Origin of the sequence: Desulfobacula phenolica (assembly GCF_900105645.1) — a bacterium.
Lineage (GTDB): Bacteria > Desulfobacterota > Desulfobacteria > Desulfobacterales > Desulfobacteraceae > Desulfobacula > Desulfobacula toluolica.
This window is the reverse complement of sequence record NZ_FNLL01000004.1, coordinates 133,790-154,273: the sequence shown is the minus strand read 5'-3', so window position 1 is coordinate 154,273 and position 20,484 is coordinate 133,790. Positions and strand designations below refer to the sequence as shown.

Annotated in this window: 14 protein-coding genes; 2 read left to right on the top strand and 12 right to left on the bottom strand. The window is 42.6% G+C overall.

Going from position 1 to position 20,484, the window contains the following annotated elements; translation table 11 throughout:
* Window positions 1-26 precede the first annotated feature (26 nt).
* On the bottom strand, window positions 27-1,196 hold the full coding sequence (locus BLT94_RS07875; RefSeq protein ID WP_092232431.1) for an ABC transporter substrate-binding protein: 1,170 nt from the start codon (window positions 1,194-1,196) through the stop codon (window positions 27-29).
* A 300-nt stretch (window positions 1,197-1,496) separates the two neighbouring features.
* Entirely contained in the window at window positions 1,497-3,902 is a 2,406-nt protein-coding gene (lon, locus tag BLT94_RS07870; RefSeq protein ID WP_092232428.1) for an endopeptidase La, read from the bottom strand.
* Between the two features lie 498 nt (window positions 3,903-4,400).
* Between lon and BLT94_RS07865 the strand changes: the two genes are divergently transcribed.
* Both BLT94_RS07865 and BLT94_RS07860 read left to right on the top strand, forming a co-directional pair.
* The gene (locus BLT94_RS07865; protein ID WP_175530301.1) at window positions 4,401-7,349 is read left to right on the top strand and encodes a chemotaxis protein CheB; all 2,949 of its coding nucleotides are present in this window, start codon (window positions 4,401-4,403) and stop codon (window positions 7,347-7,349) included.
* Window positions 7,350-7,360: 11 nt separating this feature from the next.
* A complete protein-coding gene (locus tag BLT94_RS07860; RefSeq protein ID WP_092232422.1) occupies window positions 7,361-9,523 on the top strand; it encodes a PAS domain-containing sensor histidine kinase in 2,163 nt (720 codons plus the stop codon).
* A gap of 27 nt (window positions 9,524-9,550) precedes the next feature.
* On the opposite strand, the gene BLT94_RS07855 is transcribed toward BLT94_RS07860, so the two are convergent.
* The 10 genes from BLT94_RS07855 to BLT94_RS07815 all read right to left on the bottom strand — a co-directional run bounded on the left by BLT94_RS07855 (window position 9,551) and on the right by BLT94_RS07815 (window position 20,472).
* On the bottom strand, window positions 9,551-9,742 hold the full coding sequence (locus tag BLT94_RS07855; RefSeq protein ID WP_092232419.1) for a Thivi_2564 family membrane protein: 192 nt from the start codon (window positions 9,740-9,742) through the stop codon (window positions 9,551-9,553).
* Between the two features lie 112 nt (window positions 9,743-9,854).
* A complete protein-coding gene (locus BLT94_RS07850; protein WP_092232416.1) occupies window positions 9,855-10,160 on the bottom strand; it encodes a hypothetical protein in 306 nt (101 codons plus the stop codon).
* An 11-nt stretch (window positions 10,161-10,171) separates the two neighbouring features.
* A complete protein-coding gene (locus BLT94_RS07845; protein WP_092232413.1) occupies window positions 10,172-12,838 on the bottom strand; it encodes a bifunctional acetate--CoA ligase family protein/GNAT family N-acetyltransferase in 2,667 nt (888 codons plus the stop codon).
* A 264-nt stretch (window positions 12,839-13,102) separates the two neighbouring features.
* Complete coding sequence (locus BLT94_RS07840) at window positions 13,103-14,128, bottom strand: prohibitin family protein (protein WP_092232410.1); 1,026 nt, start codon at window positions 14,126-14,128, stop codon at window positions 13,103-13,105.
* Window positions 14,125-14,817 (bottom strand): SPFH domain-containing protein, encoded by a 693-nt coding sequence (locus BLT94_RS22320; protein ID WP_245743039.1) that lies wholly within the window; start codon window positions 14,815-14,817, stop codon window positions 14,125-14,127. Before BLT94_RS22320 ends, BLT94_RS07840 begins: the two co-directional genes overlap by 4 nt.
* A gap of 14 nt (window positions 14,818-14,831) precedes the next feature.
* Window positions 14,832-15,224 (bottom strand): hypothetical protein, encoded by a 393-nt coding sequence (locus BLT94_RS22315; protein WP_245743037.1) that lies wholly within the window; start codon window positions 15,222-15,224, stop codon window positions 14,832-14,834.
* A 47-nt stretch (window positions 15,225-15,271) separates the two neighbouring features.
* Window positions 15,272-16,750, bottom strand: coding sequence for a B12-binding domain-containing radical SAM protein (locus tag BLT94_RS07830; RefSeq protein ID WP_092232407.1), 1,479 nt, complete (start codon window positions 16,748-16,750; stop codon window positions 15,272-15,274).
* Between the two features lies 1 nt (window position 16,751).
* Window positions 16,752-17,084: a putative quinol monooxygenase gene (locus BLT94_RS07825; RefSeq protein WP_175530300.1), complete on the bottom strand. Its 333-nt coding sequence runs from the start codon at window positions 17,082-17,084 to the stop codon at window positions 16,752-16,754.
* 217 nt (window positions 17,085-17,301) lie between these two features.
* Window positions 17,302-18,705: a hypothetical protein gene (locus tag BLT94_RS07820; RefSeq protein ID WP_092232991.1), complete on the bottom strand. Its 1,404-nt coding sequence runs from the start codon at window positions 18,703-18,705 to the stop codon at window positions 17,302-17,304.
* Between the two features lie 267 nt (window positions 18,706-18,972).
* Window positions 18,973-20,472, bottom strand: a complete 1,500-nt coding sequence (locus BLT94_RS07815) for a sigma-54 interaction domain-containing protein (RefSeq protein ID WP_092232404.1) — start codon at window positions 20,470-20,472, stop codon at window positions 18,973-18,975.
* Between the last annotated feature and the right edge of the window lie 12 nt (window positions 20,473-20,484).

Below are 20,484 nucleotides of genomic sequence, written 5' to 3'. Positions count from 1 at the left end.
GAGTGTATTTTTGCTTTCTATGTTTTTTATTTTTTATATTCAGTGGATGGAATGATTTCATGTATCTCAAATGCACCTGCAAGGATGTCAAGGGGTATGCGAAATCCGATCTGTTTTGAGCTTTCAAGATTGACGACGATTTTAAGGGGGCTTTTAAATTCCTGTGGAAGATCTCCAGGTTTTTTGCCATTCAATATTCCGGCAAAAATTTCAGTATAGAATCGTGCGTCGGCCTTGAAATCAGACCTTCCTGCACCCATTAAAATTCCATATTTTACCAAATCATAGCGTGTCTGGGCAAAGGTTGGCACCTTGTATCTGAACAGGGGAGACAAAAGTTTTGGGATGTTTTTTTTTGTTAATCCAGCATAATCGGTTATATACATTGAATCAATTTTCGGGGCAAGCTGTTCATAACATTCCACTAATTCAGCTTCTTCATGTGATGTTCCGGAAGCCTGACCAGGCAGATGACATTCAATGATTTGGAACCCAAGTTCTCTGGATAAGTTTTGCGCATCCTCTATTGCAGAATAAGATCTGCCATCCAAATCATCCTCATATGCTATGCCCAATTTTTTGAAACCTGTTATTTTATGAAAAAGGCGAAGCTGACGTTCGGATTGATTGGGATCTATCCAGGCATGTATGTGATCAAATCCGGAATCTTCAATACTTTTTATAATGCCGGAACGAATTGCATTGGAAGCCGATACCACCATGGTGGGAGTGTTGTGCTGATTGTTTGCAAGGTCTTGACCGGCCCATGTGCCAAAAGCAAGCATCAGATTGATATCTTTAGAGTCATTCAAACGTTTTATGATGCCGTGTTTTAAATTTTCACGTTCTGCATCACACCATTCAGCAGACCAATAGGCATCAGACACAAATTCAAGGTAGTTGCTTTGAATTTGTGTGGAAAGAAAATTCCATAATGTTTTGGTTTCAATTTCATTCCGACATTCAGGAATTGATGAATGCTGTATCCACCCCGCATCCATAAGTGTTTTTGTTATTGCTTTTAGAATCGACTGGTAATTGGCATAGGGTCCCCCCTCAAGATAACCAATGCGCCATTTCTTACCTTTATTTGTAGTGGGGGTAGTCTCAAATGGCATTTGAGCACAGGCATCAATCAGGAACACAGCTAATAAAAAGCATATACCAATGACCGTTAAAGTTATGACCCTATTCATTTTTCCTCCCGGCTTTGGCAATAAATCAGATAAATTGCTAAATGAATTTGTAACAATTTAATTTATAAGGCACGAAGTCAAAATTAAATCGTCCGAATTATACATCATAGCAGAGTATGTCAACCGTTCATTTTTCAATTTCCGCCCATTTTTCAATGTCACTGATTCGGCAGATCTTAACTCTCTATGTTTCGCATGGCTTTTTTTATTAAGCTAAGCCCTTTTTGATAGCATTTTTTTGCGATATTAACAACTTTCCGATTGCCTTTCCAAGTCATTGGTATGTGGCTCAAACTTTTATCATCCAAGTTGATTTTTAAATACGATTTTAAACACATCTTTGTATTTGTCGGCAAAATGAAACTCGATACCTTCTTTGATGTGCTCCGGAAGTTTTTTTATCTGAGGCATACTCCCTTCAGGTATGATAATCTCATTTATTCCTGATCGTTTTGCGGCAATGATTTTTTCTCTGATCCCACCGACAGGAAGCACCTTGCCTGTAAGCGTAATTTCTCCTGTCATGGCAAGAGGTCGATTGATTGCTTTTCCGGTTGCAAGTGATACGAGCGCCGTTGCAATGGTGATGCCTGCGCTGGGGCCGTCCTTTGGGGTTGCTCCTTCCGGCACATGAATATGGATAAATGCTTTGTCAAAATATTTTTTATTGATGTTCAACAAGCCCATGTTTGCCCTGACATGACTGTAGGCAATGGCTGCTGACTCCTGCATAACTTCACCGAGTTTTCCCGTTAGTTTAAATCCCGGTTTTTTTTCATGAATTCTTACAGCCTCAATGGAAAGGGTTGCTCCTCCCATCTGGGTCCAGGCAAGGCCGGTTACGACACCAACTCCTGACATCTGTTTTTCATGTTTAAAAGTCGGTGACCCAAGTAACTTGTCTAACGATTCGATATTAATCCTGATTTTCTTTTTCTTTTCTTTCAATATGGTTACAATGCTCTTTCTGATTATTTTATTTAAGAGTTTTTCAAGATCTCTGACCCCTGCTTCCCTGGCAAATCCTTCAATCAGATACCGGATAGTCGGATTCGTAATGGTGATCACCTTTGAAGTCATGTTGTTCCGCCTTAAGAGTTTTGGCCACAGGTGTTTTCTGGCAATCTGAATTTTTTCTTCAGTGATATAGCCGGAAAGCTTGATTTTGTCCATCCTGTCCAGAAGCGGTCTTGGAATGGTATCAAGCTGATTTGCCGTGCAAATAAACAAAACTTTTGACAGATCCATCCGAAGATCCATGTAATGATCCATAAATTCGACATTCTGTTCCGGGTCAAGCACTTCAAGCAATGCAGATGCAGGATCTCCCTGGTAAGAGACCCCGATTTTATCAACTTCATCGAGCATGATTACAGGATTGGATACTTCTGTATCTTTTAATGCCTGAACCAGTCTTCCTGGCAATGCGCCCACATAAGTTCTTCGATGCCCTTTGATTTCAGCTTCATCTCTCATTCCGCCAAGGCTGAAGCGGTAAAATTTTCTTCCAAGGGCTTGTGCAATTGATTTTCCAATGGAGGTTTTACCGACACCCGGAGGCCCTACAAACAGGATAATGGAGCCTGCGATATCCTGTCTGTAAATTCCGACAGCGAAAAATTCTATTATTCTGTCCTTTACATCACTTAAGCCCGCATGGTCCCGGTCAAGAACCTTCTGGGCCAGCTCAATATCGATATTGTCCTTGGAATGGATTCCCCAGGGAAAAGACGTGATCCAATCCAGGTAATTTCGAGTGACCCCATATTCCGCAGATCCTATCTCCAGCACTGATAGTTTTTTAATTTCATCATCAAAACGCTTCACCACCTGGTCTGTTGGAAAAAGTGCTGCAAATCTTTTTTTAAATTTATCCACATCCGATGTTTTATCATCTTTGAGCAGTCCAAGTTCCTTTTGAATTGCACGCATTTGTTCTTTTAAGAAAAATCTTCGTTTGTTGTCTTCCATCTGATGGTTGAGATCTTTTTTGGTTTTATTTTGAAGTTTTGCAATTTCAATCTCTTTTTGCAGCATCATCATTGCTTTTTTCATTCGATCCATAACAAGAGGTAACTCTAAGATTTCCTGTAATTCATCTCCTGAAGCCATTGTAATGCCTGTGGCAAAATCCGTCAGTGGTGCCGGTTTATCCGGACTGAACATTGACAGGAATAGTCTTACCTGTTCCGAGTATAAAGGGCTCAATGCGAGCAATTGTTTAATGGAGTTAATAATTGAAATGGCATAGGCTTTTAATTCAATTTCATTTTCCTCAATTTTTTCAAAATATTCTACCTGAACTGCAAAAGGCGGTTTATCAGAAAGAAATTTTTTTATTCGGAATCTTTCAAGTCCCTGGGCAATAAATTGAACACTTTCTTGAACTTTCACTATATTCTCTATTCTGACAACACAACCGACTTTGGGAAAATCTTCTTTATAAACGTCTTTGCTTTTTATCTTTTTTAAATAAGCTAGGCCCAAAAGGCTTTTCGCCTGACTTGATACCTTGTTCAGCGTTTCTTCCCATAGTTTCTTATTGACCATAAGAGGTTGAACTTGTCCGGGCATGTGGGGACGTCCTGTAATGGGGAGAAGATACAGCATATCAGGCTTTGTTTCTTGTTTGATTAATTGCCCCTTTTTGTTTTCATCCCCATTTTCAACTATTTTTGGTACAATGGGCCTGTTTTCATAAGTCATAACTCACCTCATAAAAAAAAATTAATATGAAACTAATCGGCCAGTTTGTTCTGATTGATTTCAAAGCGCACTTTTTTCGAACATTAAAATTTTTTTTCCATCCCTTTAGAAAATTAGAGTTTCAACATTTGTGCCATAACTGCAATCATATGCACATCACATCGCAACTGCTTGATTTGTTAATATAATTGCCTTTTAAAAACACCTGTTAAGCACTGTCAATTGTTGAAAAAACGGTCACATGCGCTCAAAAGGTCATATTTAACCTAATTCAACAGTATCCCGCAGTTTTCATTGCAAGATTCCCGGTATGAAATAAAATGTCCTTATTCCTATTTATTCTTCTGGAAATTTTGCAATATCCGATTGTTTGATATAATTTGAATTGTTAAATATTGGGGCAGTCAATCTTTATGCATGTTATTGTTAAGTTCAAGACTAAAGTATTTCGATTATAGTAGCCTTAACTTTTTTTACCGCTCATTTGAGGTAGTGAATATGCCGACAAAGAAGAAAAAAGTACTTATAGCCAAAGAAAAATTTTTGGAAACAGTTGATCAAGAGAAAAAAATCAAAAAAAGCGACCGTTTCTTCATCGTCGGGATCGGTGCTTCAGCCGGTGGTCTGGAAACCCTCAATGTTTTTTTTTCCATCATGCCGCCCGACAGTGGTATGGCATTTGTGATCATTCAGCATTTGAGTCCGCAGCACAAAAGCATTATGGCATCGCTTCTGGAAAAGCAAACTCGTATGGCTGTCAAGCAGATTGAAGATGGCACAAAGGTTTTGCCAAACCATGTTTATCTGAATCCCCCGGGCAAAAATGTGGCCATGTTCAATCGCAGCCTTCATTTAATAGAGCCGATGAAAACTGGTGTCATTAATATGCCGGTTGATTTCTTTTTCAGATCCCTGTCGGAAGATCAGAAGGGAAAAGCCATCGGCATCATCCTGTCAGGGACGGCATCAGATGGAACACTGGGAATTAAAGCGATCAAAAGTGAAGGGGGAATGGCCATGGTCCAGCAGCCGGACACGGCAAAATACGATGGCATGCCCAGAAGTGCTGTCGAAACCGGGCTTATTGATTTTGTCCTTCCGGTTGAAAAAATGCCGGAAGCGTTAACCCGGTATACACAGCATCCATACCTTGGATTACCGGACAAAATCAAAATCACAGACTCTCCGAATAAAAATTATATTCAGAAAATTTTTGCTCTGATCCGCAGCAAAACCGGCCACGATTTTTCCCACTACAAACCAAACACCATTTCCCGCAGAATTGAGCGCCGTCTTGCCGTTCATCAGATAACAAGGTTGTCTGACTATATTCAGTTCATTCAGAAAAATCCCGTTGAAATAGACACTCTTTTTAAAAACCTTGTCATAGGGGTAACCAGTTTTTTCAGAGACCCGGAAGTCTTTGAAGTCATTGAAAAAGAGGTGATTCCAAATATGTTAAAAGACAAACCACCGGACTCGACAATCCGTTTCTGGGTTACTGGCTGCTCAACCGGTGAAGAGGCATATTCACTGGCCATAATTGTTTCTGAAATAATGGATAACATCAAAAAATATTTCAATGTCAGAATTTTTGCCACGGATATTGATCCTTCTGCCATAGACATTGCCCGTCGGGGAATTTACCCGGAGAATATCGGTGCGGATATTTCCCCTGAACGTTTATATCAATTTTTCACAAAAACCCATGAAGGCTTTCATGTTAAAAAGCAGATCCGGGACATGATTGTTTTTTCAATTCAAAACGTCATTAAGGACCCGCCATTTTCACGATTGGATCTGGTGAGCTGCCGGAATCTTTTGATTTATATGGACAGCACTCTCCAGAAAAAAAATATTCCTCTGTTTCATTACACCTTGAATCCGGGAGGCATATTGTTACTGGGAACATCAGAGAGTATTGGGGAACATACGGATCTTTTTGAGCCGTTCAACAGTAAATTGAAAATTTTTATACGGAGTAATTCCTTTGTGGGCAAAGGGATAGATTTTTCCGGTAAAATCTACCATGATGCACAGCCGGGAATCAAAGCGGATGAAGATGTACATCTGTCTGCGAAAACGGATATTCAAGCCGTTATTGAAAGAACGATTCTTGATGTCTATGCTCCTGCCGGGGTTTTGATAAACGACAAATATGAAATTCTTTATTTCGCAGGAATAACAGCCAAATACTTATCACCGCCCACTGGAAAACCAAGCTTTAATGTACTGGATATGGCCTGCGGAGATTTAAAAAACAAACTGACAATAGCCCTTCACAAAGCAGCTCAAAAGAAAACGGCCACGGTCTGTAAGGATGTGAAAATTAGCCGGAATGGTACTTTTTGTAGTATCGACATATTGATTCGACCGATAACAGACCAGGGGCTGCCAAAAGGATCTATGCTGATCATGTTTGACGATAAAATTCCTGCAGATGCGTCAGGTGAAAAAACAATGGGAGCTGTCAAGACCCGAAAAAAAAGTATGGCCCTGCAAAGTCTTGAGCAGGAGCTTCAATCAACCCGGGAATATCTTCAGGCAACAATTGAGGAGCTGGAAACTTCCAATGAAGAGCTTAAGTCAGCCAATGAAGAACTGCAATCTTTTAATGAGGAGATACAAAGCTCCAATGAAGAGCTGGAAACCTCCAAGGAAGAGCTTCAATCTACAAACGAGGAACTGGCAACAGTCAATGCGGAGCTTCAAACTAAAGTAGAAGAGTACTCCAAGACCAGAAATGATATGAACAACCTTCTGGCTGCTACTGAAATTGCCACACTTTTCATTGATACGAACCTGTGTATCAAAAACTACACCCCTGCTGCCGACAACTTAATAAAGCTGATCCGGACCGATATCGGCAGGCCGCTCGATGACCTCAAAACTTGTTTTGGGGATGTCAATCTTGTAGGTTTGGCCAGAAATGTCCTCAAAGATCTCAATACCATTGAAATAGAAATCTTGTCTTTGGATGATATCTGGTATACCTTGAAGATGATTCCCTATCGGACGGTTGAGAATCTCATTGATGGCGTGGTGATGACCTTTATCAATGTAAACAAAATAAAACAGGCGGACAAATTCAGGCGGCTGGCAACAGTTTTGGAGGATTCTAATGATGCCATTACCGTTCTGGGCCTAAACGGTGATATACGGGCCTGGAACAAGGGTGCGCAGGCAATGTACGGCTGGACTGAATCTGAGGCGCTTAAAATGAATATCAGCGAATTTCTGCCCAAGGACAAACAAGGCGAACTGAATTCGATCATTGAAAAATTAAAAAGACATGAACCCATCCCCCCATTCAAAAGCAGGAGGAAGACAAGTACCGGGAAAAATCTGGAGGTATGGTTGACTATCACGGCTTTAATGGATGAAACAGGTCAGCCCATTGAGATTGCAACAACAGAAAGGAATCTTGCCTGGTTGATCGAAAAATAAGTGAGAACAAGATGGGCAATAAGAAAGAAATTCCGGATAATTCTGAACTCAGGCAAAGAGCCGAAAAGGCATTGAAAGTATCATCTGTTAACAATGACTGCCCTGTTGAATTTTCTCCTGATGAAATGAAGACTCTGATTCATGATCTTGAGGTTCATCAAATCGAACTGGAAATGCAGAACGATGAACTGAGAAGATTCCAGGCGGAATTGGACACTGAACGAGCTCGCTATTTTGACTTGTACAATATGGCCCCGGTAGGCTTTTTTAGCATCAACGAGCAGAAGCTGATCTTTGAATGCAATCTCACCGCTGCCAAAATGCTGGGAACAACCCGGAGTACTATTGTCAAACAGCCTGTCACCCGGTTTATCCTGAAAGAAGATCAAGACATATACTATCTGCATAACAAACAGCTTTTTGAAACCGATGTTCCGCAGGAGTGTGATCTCAGGATGCTGAAAAATAACGGCTCGGCAATTTGGGTGCGCTTGGCAACAACCGTTGTGCAGAATTCCGAAGGCATCACATCAAGGCGAATGGTGATGAGCGACATCACCGAGCGCAAAAAGGTTGAAAATATCCTGAAGGAAAGGGAAACTTTTCTTAAAACGCTGATCAATGCGATACCCATACCGGTTTTCTATAAAGACAAAAAGGGTCGATATCTTGAATTCAACGAAGCGTTTGAAGTTTTTTTTGGGAAAAAGAGGGAAGATCTGATAGGCAAGTCCGTATTTGATATCAGCCCAAGGCATTTGGCGGAAAAATATACTGCACAAGACAATGAGCTGTTTGCGATCGGTGGTAAACAGCAATACGAATCTCAGGTCAAAAATACAAATGGCGAACTGCGGGATGTGATCTTCAGCACATCTGTTGTTCCGGGCAACAAGGGCTCTTTTATCGGCCTGATCGGAGCAATATTGGATATCACGGACCGAAAGAGAGATGAAGAAGATATCAGTAATTTACGCAATTATCTTTCCAATATTATCAACTCCATGCCCTCGGTGATAATCGGCGTGGACAAAGATGGTCGAGTGAACCAATGGAACCATAAAGCACAAATAATAACAGGGATATCAAAAGAATCAGCAAAAGGACAATTATTTGAAAAAGCCTTCCCGCTTCTTTCAAGTGAGTCAGAGCGTTTAAAACAAGCCATTAGCATGAGGAAAATATGCTCAAATCCACGGCAGTTCAGAAAAGAGGAAGATCAGGTAATATTTGAAAATATCACCATCTATCCTTTGACGGCTAACGGGCGGGCAGGTGCGGTTGTCAGGGTTGATGACGTTACGGAACAAGTTAAATTGGAAGAAATGATGGTTCAGTCAGAGAAGATGCTTTCTCTTGGCGGCTTTTCAGCCGCTATGGCCCATGAGATCAATAATCCTTTGGCCGGTGTTATCCAAAATACAAATGTATTGTCAAATCGATTAACCATGAAGGATATGCCTGCCAATATAAAAGCGGCGGAATCATCCGGAACAACAATGGAAGCTATTCATGAATTCATGCATGCCCGTAATGTTCCCCGAATGCTTGAGGCGATAACAGAATCGGGTTTAAGAATTGCTGATATAGTGAGAAATATCCTGAGTTTTTCACGAAAAAGCGACTCTTTTTTTTCAACTCATAACCCAAAAGTTCTTATGGAAAAAATTTTGGCATTGGCTTCATCAGGCTATGATTTAAAGAAAAAATTTGACTTTAAATCCATTGTTATTGAAAAAAAGTATGAAAAGGATCTGCCAGTGATTGTCTGTAGAGGAAGTGAAATTCAGCAGGTTTTATTGAATGTTTTTAATAATGGTGCATATGCCATGTTTGAAAAACAATTTTCAGAAAAGGATTATCAACCAAAATTTTGTCTCAAGCTTTCAGAAGAAAGAGAATTCAATATGCTACGGATTGAAGTTAAAGATAATGGGCCTGGGATTGATAAAGAGACTTGTAAAAGGATTTTTGAACCTTTTTTTACAACAAAACCGATTGGTTCTGGTACGGGTCTTGGCTTGTCTGTCTCTTATTTTATCATAACCAAGAATCACAATGGAACAATGGAAGTTGAATCTGAATTAGGAAAAGGCACTAATTTTATAATTCGTCTGCCGATGGGCGCTTGCAGCATCAAAGACAAACATCTGTTCGGCCTCGGAGAATTTTAAAGTATAACAACTGCACACCGCAGCAGGTTATTTGCCAATGTGAAATCCTTGAAAGAAATCAAACACGCCGAACAGGTTGCACACCCATAGTGCTACAGCAACCACCATGACGATGTTCAGGATCTGCTTGATCTTCCTGTCCATCGGGATATAAGCGTTTACAACCCACAGCAGTGCCCCGATAATTGCTAAAGTGATTAAGAACGGCATAAGATCCATGATCTGTTCTCCTTTAGTTAAATTGATATTCAATGGTTACAATCAAAATTAAAATAGGTATCACCAATTTCATTAAATGTGCAAAGATTCCCATCAGCAATATTCCTCATTTTTATTCTATGTGTTTTTTGGCTGTTTTTAGAGCAAGTTTTTCATCCTTTGTAAACAGATGCCACTTCATGTCTGATGAATGGATACCGGCTTTCTTGTCCTGCCCTTTACAGTAATACCAGTGTCCGAAACGTTCTACTTTAGAAAATGGGTGATTTTGCGCACAAAAATACCCGCATGGTTTATGCTCCTTAAAATAAATCATTTCATCCGGGTCTTCATCATAGAACATTTCCAAAGGCACTTTAATTTGAGACACATCAATTTTCTCTTCCTGCTTTTTATCCAGCCAGTTTGAAATTTTCATTAGAATTCTCCTTATACGTTATCTCCCAGATGGATGACCAGTTGATTGTCGCTGGAGCCAGGCTCCCTGCTGATGTCAAACCCCAGTTTTTTTCCCAGCGCCAGCATATTCCTGTTCTGCGCTAAAACGATGCCGTGAACCTTTTTTAATCCATGTTTTTGAGCAATAGACAGACATTTTTTCAACAGGTTTGAACCAATGCCCTTGCCTTGCCAGGTATCTCCTACCAGAATGGCAAATTCACCGGTCTCTCCATCCGGTTCATTGATGATTCTGGCTACCCCCAGCAGGATATCGGTTTGAGCATCTTCATCCAGGGCGACCAAGGCAATCTCTCGATCATAGTCAATCTGGGTGAACCGGGCCAGAAGCTTGGGCTTTAACTCTTTTAATCTTCCGAAAAAACGGAAATAAATCGTTGTAGGGGTAAGTTTTTTGAACAATTCCGTAAAAATAGGGGCGTCCTCCGGCTTGACCGGCCGAATAAAAATTCTGCGGCCGTCGCTGCTTCTCATATGAGACTCATCTTCTTCAGGGTATGGACCGATGACCAGATGCAGGGAGGACGGCACATCAATGGGGGAAATCCGTATTCTTGCATCCACTGCTGCAGGACTGCCGTCCTTGATCAGAACAGGATTCATGTCCAGTTCGGCAATTTGAGGGAAATCAATCAGAAGCTGGGAGAGCCGGATGATCATTTCTTCGAGTTTTTTCATATCTGCGGCCGGCCGGTTCCGAAATCCTTTTAATAACGCATATACTTTGGTTTCCTGCATGAGGTGCCGGGCAAGAAGGCGATTCATGGGAGGAAGCCCGAGAGACCTGTCTTTTAAGGCTTCGGTATAAATTCCGCCCATTCCGAACAGGATCACCGGGCCGAAATTGGGGTCACGCTTGGTACCCAATAAAATTTCAAAATCAGGGTTAGGCAAATAGGGCTGGATTGTTACGCCTTCAATTTTTGCATCAGGGTTATACCTGGCGGCTGAGGAAATAATCCGGTTGTAGGCTTGGGAGACATCTTTATCGCTCCGCAAATCAAGCTGGACACCGCCGGCATCGGTTTTGTGAATGATATCGGGGGACATGATTTTCATGACCAGGGGGAATCCTGTTTTCCGGCCGATACTCAAAGCCTCTGATTCTGTCTTTGCAGTTTTTATCCTGATCATGGGCATGCCATATGCCCTGAGAATTTCTGCGGCATCTGCTTCGGGTATGAAATCTGTTACTCCGGTGATAAGACTGCTGGCTTTTTCAGGGTCAAAATCCATATTCCCGATTATTTTGGGAGGAACTTCCAAAAGCATTTCAAGATTTTTCGCATATTCAACCATATATAAAAACGCCCGAACCGCCCGTTCCGGAGTATCATAGGTCGGAATCCCGGCTTCATTCAGCGCATTAACAGCCGCCTCTATTTGTTTGCCGCCCATCCAGCAGGCAAAGACCGGATATTTGCGGCTGCTAAAGGCACTGATAAGAGCTTGGGCCACTGAAAGCGGATCAGTTACGGCCTGGGGTGCCAGAATAACCAGGATGCTATCCAGATTATTTGAATTAAAGCAGACCTCCATGGCTTGACCAAATCTTTGGGCAGATGCATCCCCAAGGATGTCGATGGGGTTATCCCGGCTCCAGAAAGGCGGCAGAAACGCGTCAAATGCAGCCATGGTTTCAGGATCAAGCGCTCCAGGATTTTTTCCATACTTGGCAAGGGTGTCCGCCGCCATTACACCCGGACCTCCGCCATTGGTAAGAATTGCAAGCCTGGGACCCATTGGAAGCGGTTGCTTGGCCATAAGCTCTGCACAGTCAAAAAGCTCTGCAATAGACTCCACCCGCACGATGCCGGCACGCTTGAAGGCTGCGTCATAAACCGCATCTTCTCCTGCCATGGCACCTGTGTGAGAGGCTGCAGCCTTGGCACCTGCAGGACTCCTGCCTGATTTAAGCACAATAATGGGTTTCACACGGGACACCGAACGGGCAGCACTCATGAATTTGCGAACATTTGTCAGGTTTTCAATATACAATAAAATGCTTTTTGTTGTTGGGTCATTACCAAGATAATCAATCATGTCTCCGAAATCGATATCCAGCATGGAACCGATGCTGACAAAATGGCTGAATCCAATGCGCTCCTTAAAGGCCATATCCAGAATGGCTGAACAGATGGCACCGCTCTGGGAGACGAATCCCAGGTTCCCGGTCAGGGGCATTTCAGATGCAAAACTGGCATTCAGATTTATACCGGGCCGGAGAATTCCCATGCAATTGGGTCCCAGTATTCGAAGCCCGCCGGCAGAGGCGGCATGTTGTATCTTGGTTTCTATCTCTCTGCCCTGTTTGCCGATTTCCTTTCCTCCTGCAGAGATAATGATCGCGCTCCTTACCTTTTTTTCAATACAGTCATGCACTATATCAATGGTGCTGTGAATGGGTGTGGCTATAATGGCAAGGTCTACCTCTGTATCAAGATCGCGAATGGATTGAACACATTCATGTTCGTGCAGTGTCTTATGTTTGGGATTCACCGGCAGCAAACTTCCGGAAAATCCCCCGCAGATAAGGTTTTTCATCAATGCATTGCCAATGGTTCCCGGCGTTTCACTGGCACCCACCACTGCGATCCTGTGTGGATCAAAGAGGTTTTTCAGGTTATATTGTCCCATGTGTTCTTCCTCGTATAAATTATCAAAAAAAGGATGCTTAAAAAGACTACCCGTAATACTGCTGCCAATACTTTTTTATTGTATTTTCATTGAAAAGGGTTGAATGCAATGCTTTCATATCTTTTCTAATGCAAACGCCCTTACGATGGTGCCATCAAAAGGGCGTTCGAGGGCAAAGGTCTTATTTGACCAATATTTCTTTTGGTTTTGCTTCAAGTGCCTTGCGCAGTGTCAAAGACAGTACCCCTTCCTTCTTAATAAATTTTAATTTTTTGACAAAGCCTTTACCCCCAAAGTTTCAATCAACCGATTGATGTTTGTGGTTTTCAGGTTCATTCCCCCCTCGGACACCGGCAGCAGTATGATCCGTTTTCCTTCAAGCGCTTCGGCTATTTTCAATTTCACTATGATCTCGCCGCCTTCTCCTTCCAGGGCGTTGTTCATTTCCCGGATGCCTTTGGCTTCGGCAATCCCTTCTGCTTCAATGGCCTGGGCAAGAAGCTGCTGCTGCTCCTGGTAAACATCAGCCTCAATCTTGTCCTTAAGGTATTGGCCGTCAGCATCTGCAACCATCTTATTGACCTCGCCCCTGGCTTCTTCCAGTTTTCGCTTGTATTCTTCAAGTGCTGCGTGCTGGGCGGATTTGTTTTTCTCCACCTGCTGATCAGCCACTTTCTTGTCCTCTATTGCCTTTGTGTATTCCGCGTTGAACCGGTAGTCGTTGGTGAGCACTTTTTCCACAACAATTCCCATGGGTCCAAGGATTTTGTCCAATGCTGCTTTGGCCTTGTTAGACTGAGTTTCCCTGGCCTCTGCAACATAAAAGGCTTCTGTTTTAAGCTCCCCGAAAATATCCCTTGGTTTGCTTCTGGCAACGGTCCTGACAATGGTATCCCGCAAAATGGTATCGTCCCTTGCTACATACTGAAGAATATAAGGGGCCTTTGCGGCATCAATACGGTAGGCAATGATCACGTCAAGGCTGATATCATTTCCGTCGGTTGTTTTAAATAACAGGTCATCCTGACTTCTGCGGTCTCCCCGGGTTTTGGAGAATGTCATCTCCAGATTCTGCAGCTTGGTATCAAACACATGCCAATCATTGATAAACGGCAGAAAAAAATAGGTGGAACCCTGGGCATATACCCGGTCTTCCACGCCTTTAGGCGCAAACAGTCCGATTTTACGGGTCCTGACCCCCACTTCGGTTTCTCCTGTGGTATGAGGTATACAGCCGGTGAAAGTAAATAAAAGGATCAGGTATATAAATAAAATTAACAAGCGGTTCATTTTTCACCTCTCTTTCGAACGTCGAACAATTGAAGTGTATTGTTTAAATCCAATGGGTTGACCCCGTGAGCCCCGTCACTGGGAAGGATGATCAGATCAAGTCCCTTATATGCCTGGGCCATCTTCAATCCCACCATACGATCTGAACCAATTCCTTTTAAGGCAGCATTTTTCAGACGCACCCGTTCGGCTTCGGCAAGCTTTACCAAAAGATCGGCATTGGCTTTAATGCTGCGGACATAGAGATCCTTTTCCGCGATTTTCCGGGTGACATACGCCTTTCCATTTTCCATTTCAACTGCAGCAATCACCATGCCTTCTTGCACAATCTTTTTGAGCTGCGCTTCTTCTTTTGCGGCTCGGGCGGCGGCCCGATTAGTAAAGACCATCTGGTCCTGGAGTTTTTTTGCCTCAATATTTTTCTGGATTTCCGGGCTGTATTTAAAATAACGCACCAGCACCTGATCCACCTCAATCCCCTTTAGATTTAATTCCATGTTGAGTTGGTCTTTGGCTTCTTCAGCTTTTTTCACCCGCATGGGACTGTTGTAAAATTCTTCGGTTGTCAGCTTTCCCAGAGTCTCTTTCAAGGCAGGTTCGGCTTTGGGAATAATGCCGTTGTCTTCATACAGGGTTCCCGGACCTATGGTGGTAAACACAAGGTAGGGGTCCTTGATGTGGTAAAGCATGGACACATCCACATCTACAAAAAAACCATCCGAAGTCTGGATGTGTGCGGCCCTGTCTTTTCTGGCCCACCTGCGGCGGTTTCGGGAAAATTGGTCAGTTCCAGTACCTGGATTCCTTTGGGCAGGCGATACATCTGCTGCAGGCCAAAAGGCATTACAAAGGTGAGTCCGGCATGATAAATCTGCTTTTGAACACCTCTGTTCAAGCCCACCCGGACCACTTTGATGCCATATTCATCCGGTTGTACATACACAAATAAAAATGCAAAGCATAGATACGCAATGGCAGCCAGTACAAGCAGAATTTTTAAGGCCTTTCCAGGACGTAGAAATTTTGATAATTTGCCACCTCCCTCTTTAATTTGCTTCATATAAATTGATAGGTTATCCGGCTGGATATTTATCATGGGGTGTTACTCCTTTTATAAAGATACCGTCTATGCAGGCGGTTTTTTTAATAAATATATCGTTCGCATATTTTCCTGTAATGATAGCCAAATATGGATAGAGTGATTGCGGTTGACATACACCTGGGTTTTCGAATCAACGTCCAAATGATGAGATACCAGTAATGAAAGCGCTCTTTACCGAAAACACCGAGCTTTACTGCTGAACGGAAAATGGATAAAAACCGCTGAAGATCCAAAGGCTCAACCACCTCAGGTGGTTTGAGTTCTTTTAACAGGGTTCGGACCCGCCGGTAGTAGTATTTGGGCGAATAAATTTGTTTCATGATCATTTGATACCCGTTCAAAAGCGTGTCCATTCCCATTTGCGGAAGAATATTGGTCGTGCCGTCCACATTATCTCCGGAAAATTGTTCTGACAAACGGTTCTGCCCTTGAAGCCGTTCAAAAAGCCGGGTTCCCGGAATGGCCTGGAGCATTCCAACCATTGCCGTCACAATCCCGCTTTTTTGAATAAACTCGATCTGTCGCTGAAAAATAGAGGGTTTATCACTGTCGAATCCCACAATGAAACCACCCATGACCTGCAGCCCTGATCGGTGGATAATGGAAACACTGTCCAGCAGATCTCTGTTTCTATTCTGGTTTTTTTGACATTCGCTCAAAGCAACCTCATCCGGGGACTCGATCCCGATAAACACAGAATCAAAACCGGCTTTTACCATCATGGATAAAAGTCTTTCATCATCTGCCAGGTTGATGGAAGATTCCGTAAAAAAAACGCACCCTTTTTTATCCTTTCGCCACAGGGCCAGGGCAGGCAGAAGTTGTTCTTTTAAAAACCGTTTGTTGCCGATAAAATTATCATCAACAAAGAAGATACTGCCCCGCCAGCCCAGCGAATAAATAATATCCAGTTCCAGAATGATCTGGTCTGTTGTTTTTAACCGGGGTTTGTGGCCGAACAGGGCTGTTACATTGCAAAAATCACAGTTGAACGGGCAGCCTCTGGAAAACTGGATATTCATGGATGCATATCGCTTGATATTTATTAGATTCCATAGCGGAAAAGGCGTTTGGGTAAGATCACAAAACCCTTCGGCCCTGTAAATTCTTTTGGGTTGATGATTTTCAAGGTCTGACAAAAAACTTGGCAATGTCAGTTCGGCTTCATCAAGGACTAGATGATCCACTGTCTTGAACGCATCCGGCTCCGATGTAAAAAGCGGTCCGCCTGCAACAATGGTTGCATTCAAGGACTTACACCGGTCTATGATCCGGCTGGTGGATGTGCGCTGAACCGCCATACCGCCTATGAAGACCAGGTCTGCCCATAAAATATCCTCGTCTTTCAAGCGGTCGACATTCATGTCCTTCAGACGTTTAGACCATTTTCCCGGTAACAGGGCTGCCACAGTGAGAAGCCCCAGTGGCGGAAACGCAGCTTTTTTCCCGATAAAACCAATAGCGTATGTAAACGACCAGAAGGTTTCGGGAAATTTCGGGTAAATCAGCAGGATATTCATTTTATTCTCCTCCTTGGGCCCTGGCCTCTTCAACAGCGGCCATTCCTTGAACACCGGCTTTGGTGTGAATCCGGACAATTGGCGGTTTCCGTAAAAGAGGTTTTGTTCCAAGCAAAACTCCGAATCGAAGCGATTTTAAATGACGGTTCAAATCTTTTTGGGTTGTCCATTCTTCCATTATACAAAAACTGTTTTTGTCTTTGATGTCACAAAAGATAGCGTAGCTTTTGCAGCCTTTTTCTTTTCTAACAGGTTCGATCAACGAAAGAAGGGTCTGTAAAAGTTCCATTTGCTTTTCGGCACGCACGTTTAGCGTTATTCTGACAACGATCATTAAGATCACCTCATAAATTAGTGCCAATATTTACTGGCAGCCATTTCTTTTGTTTTTCTTTTTGTGTCAGCTTTTCTTTTTTTTTGCTCTTCCCGCTTTCCTTTGTCTCTTTTTCCCTTGTCACCCATAATTGTCTCTTTTCTTTAAAGCGTTAATCTGTTTGATATGTCACAGACGGTTTTGATAATTTTTATTTTTCCGGCCGTTTGCGTCTTCTTCACACCGGCTGAATCTGAACGCTGTCAGGCCAGGTGACCGGCTTGATGTCGAATGATTTGACCAGCGTTCCCAATATATTCTCAGACAAGAAAGCAGGAGCAGATAATCCCGGCAGGATGTCAGCCACATTCAAAACCGCGTTTTCAGCAAGACCAACCATGACCTCGCCTTGCACTTTGTCTTCCAAAAATCCGGGCAGGGAAAGCGCTTTGTCAATTAAAGGCTGGAAGCTGAATCCGGAAATATGATGAATACCAGGCCAGCCAACCATTCCCGATGTAAAAATATTGTTTTGGATTGTTTTTTTGGGCCTTTGACTGCAACGGGTGGTCATTAATATTGCTCCCGGAAAAGTTGAGAAGTCCGATATCTGTTTTAGCCGGTCGACACCAAACTGACCGAAAAAATGGCTGAATTTTTTTAATTTGGGGTATGCATGGGCACAAAGCATCTCTCCGTGAGTATAGACTGTGATTCCTTTTTCTTGAGTCTGTTTGAGAAGATGCTCAAGATTTTTGAGATCATAACCTGATACAAGGATTGCTTTACCTTTCTTAACCCCAAACTGTACTTTTGTCGGAATCGGACGCCCATAGGCTTGTATCATGCCTGAATTGAGCATCTCTACTGCCATTAGAACGATTTTTCCGCATTTAAGTGAAAGCTTAACCCCGTCCTCAAGGGTCAAGTCTGTCCGTTGAACAGCGGCTAATCCTTCATGAATAAATGCATAAACACGATCATCTTCCTGATCAATCCTCAGGGCGTGATCCGCATAGGCACTCAGCCATTTTATCCCGTATAGAGCGGTTTGCTTGAGCAATGTAATATCCGGTGTATCTGACCGGTAATTTTGCATCCCGACCGATTCTCCTATTTTGATCATTTTCTCAAGGCCAGATGAAGGCATAAACCGGGCAGGGCCGTCAGGCAGGAATCCTTCTATCAAATTGGTTCGAATTTTTAATTTAAGGGTATCTCGAAGTAAAACTGCTTCATGAATCAGCTTGAAAAATCGATCAGGATCATAGTTTACATCGGTCAATGTTGAGAAAAGGGCTTTGACGGTAAACCTGTTTATCCTATGATCGGTAATGTCTGATTTTTGTCCGAATAGAACAACCTGTGACAATCCAGTCAGCACATAGATTAAAAGATCCTTTAATGCCGTTACATTCGGTTTTTCAGCAATGAGCGGTGCAGTGCCGGCGACATCTGATACAGGTCTGATTTTCATCATATCAAATATCGGCACCTTTTTTACCATATCATTATCAACAGCTTGCTCCATAACTAATTTCATGTTTTCTCCACAGCACATAAGGTTTCCCTCTCCACCACGGAGCACTTCAATCTGACTGCCGCAAACGTCACAGTTGTATTTTTGATCTGTTTGTTTCATTAGTTTTTCCTTTTAAATGATACGATTTGCTGGGGGTAAAACCTTCAATAAAAGGATATAAGGCAATCATTGTGCCAGGGGTGTGATCTTTGGTTCATTTCTCCTATCATATTGATTTATTAAGATAAAGCCCTTGTAGGGTTTGTTTTGATACGATGCTGTCAAGACCAGGAAAAGGTCTTATTTGATTAATCGGTCATATATGACCCATTAATTAATTGGTCTGACAGAACGACAGTCAATAAATGGCCGGGCAGAATTAAAAAATCAGGGTTTGACGATGTTAAGCTTTCGCATACGGGCGCGAAGGGTGCTGCGGTTGAGACCGAGAATCTGGGCGGCGCTGTTGGCACCACTGACTTTCCAATTGGTCTGCTCAAGCACGTCCAAGATATAATCGCGTTCCAACGCCTTCAGTGTTTTTTGATTTTTACTTAAATGTTTATAAGACTTGTCAAGGTCATCAACCAGGTGCAGTTTTGGGCCCGAAGAATTTATCACAGCGCGCTCAAGGACATTTTCCAACTCGCGGACATTGCCGGGCCAGTGATAGTTTTGTATTGTACTCATTACGTTTTGGGGAACAAGATCAACGGTTTTTCCCAACCGTCTGGATATTTTTTGGACATAATAATCAACAAGCAGGGGGATATCGGTTACTCTTTCTCTAAGTGGGGGCATTGTAATCGGGAACACATTCAACCGATACCACAGATCTTTTCGAAAACGCCCCTTTTCAACTTCTTCTTCGAGATTTCGATTTGTGGCCGCAATAATTCTTGCGTCCACTTTGATGGTTTTTGAACTTCCCACCCTTTCAAATTCACCATCTTGAAAAACACGAAGCAGTTTAGACTGCAATTCCAGAGGCAGTTCACCTATTTCATCCAGAAAAAGGGTAGCACCATCGGCAATCTCAAATCGCCCCAGCTGCAGGCGGTTAGAACTGGTGAATGCCCCTTTTTCATGACCGAACAATTCACTTTCGATAAGATTCGGAGGCAAGGCCGCACAATTGACTTTTACCAGCGACCTGTTTTTTCGCTTGCTGAAACCGTGAATGGACCTGGCAACCAGTTCTTTACCTGTTCCGGTCTCCCCAAGGACCAGTACGGTGGTATTGCTGTCCGCAATCTGCTCAACTTTATACAGGACGTATTTGAGCCCGTCGCTGTTGCCGATAATATTCTCATGATTATGTTCAAGCTTGATTTCTTCTTTCAGGTACGCCCGCTCTGCTTCCAATTGTTCTTTGAGCGCTTTTATTTCACACAGAGCGGTTTCTGCGGCATGCCTCCCCTGTTCCGCCTCTTGTTTCGCAGTAGCAAGCTGCGCAGTACGGTTTTCAACGATTTTTTCAAGATGTCGTTTATAATATTCCTGTTCGGTTACATCTTCAATAGCCAGCAGAATCAACTGGGTATGTTTTGTGTCTTTGTAAATCCTTCTGGCATTGAGACGCATAACCTTAGTCCCTATTATTTCAAAATCATGTTCCACTTCAAAATTATTGAATACGGTATTTTGGGGAAGAATTTCTTCAAGCAGTTCCTTGAGTTTGGGGATATTCCATTGCCGGTTGCCAAGATCGTATATTAATACCCCTTCGGTATTTTCAGGTTTCACACAAAACGTCATGTAAAAGGAGAGATTGGCTTTAACAACCTTTAAATCAGGATCAAGAAGCAAAAGAGGCTCGCGGATCGAATCCAGGAATTTGGTGAAAATATCTAAAAAGGCTTTTTGCTCAAAAAAAACTTCCGGCATTGATGAATCCTT

Excerpts from the sequence above, each read along its gene's own strand:
- BLT94_RS07875 (WP_092232431.1), bottom strand. The coding sequence starts at position 1,196 with ATGAATAGGGTCATAACTTTAACGGTCATTGGTATATGCTTTTTATTA.
- lon (WP_092232428.1), bottom strand. The coding sequence starts at position 3,902 with ATGACTTATGAAAACAGGCCCATTGTACCAAAAATAGTTGAAAATGGG.
- BLT94_RS07865 (WP_175530301.1), top strand. The coding sequence starts at position 4,401 with ATGCCGACAAAGAAGAAAAAAGTACTTATAGCCAAAGAAAAATTTTTG.
- BLT94_RS07860 (WP_092232422.1), top strand. The coding sequence starts at position 7,361 with ATGGGCAATAAGAAAGAAATTCCGGATAATTCTGAACTCAGGCAAAGA.
- BLT94_RS07855 (WP_092232419.1), bottom strand. The coding sequence starts at position 9,742 with ATGGATCTTATGCCGTTCTTAATCACTTTAGCAATTATCGGGGCACTG.
- BLT94_RS07850 (WP_092232416.1), bottom strand. The coding sequence starts at position 10,160 with ATGAAAATTTCAAACTGGCTGGATAAAAAGCAGGAAGAGAAAATTGAT.
- BLT94_RS07845 (WP_092232413.1), bottom strand. The coding sequence starts at position 12,838 with ATGGGACAATATAACCTGAAAAACCTCTTTGATCCACACAGGATCGCA.
- BLT94_RS07840 (WP_092232410.1), bottom strand. The coding sequence starts at position 14,128 with ATGAACCGCTTGTTAATTTTATTTATATACCTGATCCTTTTATTTACT.
- BLT94_RS22320 (WP_245743039.1), bottom strand. The coding sequence starts at position 14,817 with ATGCTTTACCACATCAAGGACCCCTACCTTGTGTTTACCACCATAGGT.
- BLT94_RS22315 (WP_245743037.1), bottom strand. The coding sequence starts at position 15,224 with ATGATAAATATCCAGCCGGATAACCTATCAATTTATATGAAGCAAATT.
- BLT94_RS07830 (WP_092232407.1), bottom strand. The coding sequence starts at position 16,750 with ATGAATATCCTGCTGATTTACCCGAAATTTCCCGAAACCTTCTGGTCG.
- BLT94_RS07825 (WP_175530300.1), bottom strand. The coding sequence starts at position 17,084 with ATGATCGTTGTCAGAATAACGCTAAACGTGCGTGCCGAAAAGCAAATG.
- BLT94_RS07820 (WP_092232991.1), bottom strand. The coding sequence starts at position 18,705 with ATGAAACAAACAGATCAAAAATACAACTGTGACGTTTGCGGCAGTCAG.
- BLT94_RS07815 (WP_092232404.1), bottom strand. The coding sequence starts at position 20,472 with ATGCCGGAAGTTTTTTTTGAGCAAAAAGCCTTTTTAGATATTTTCACC.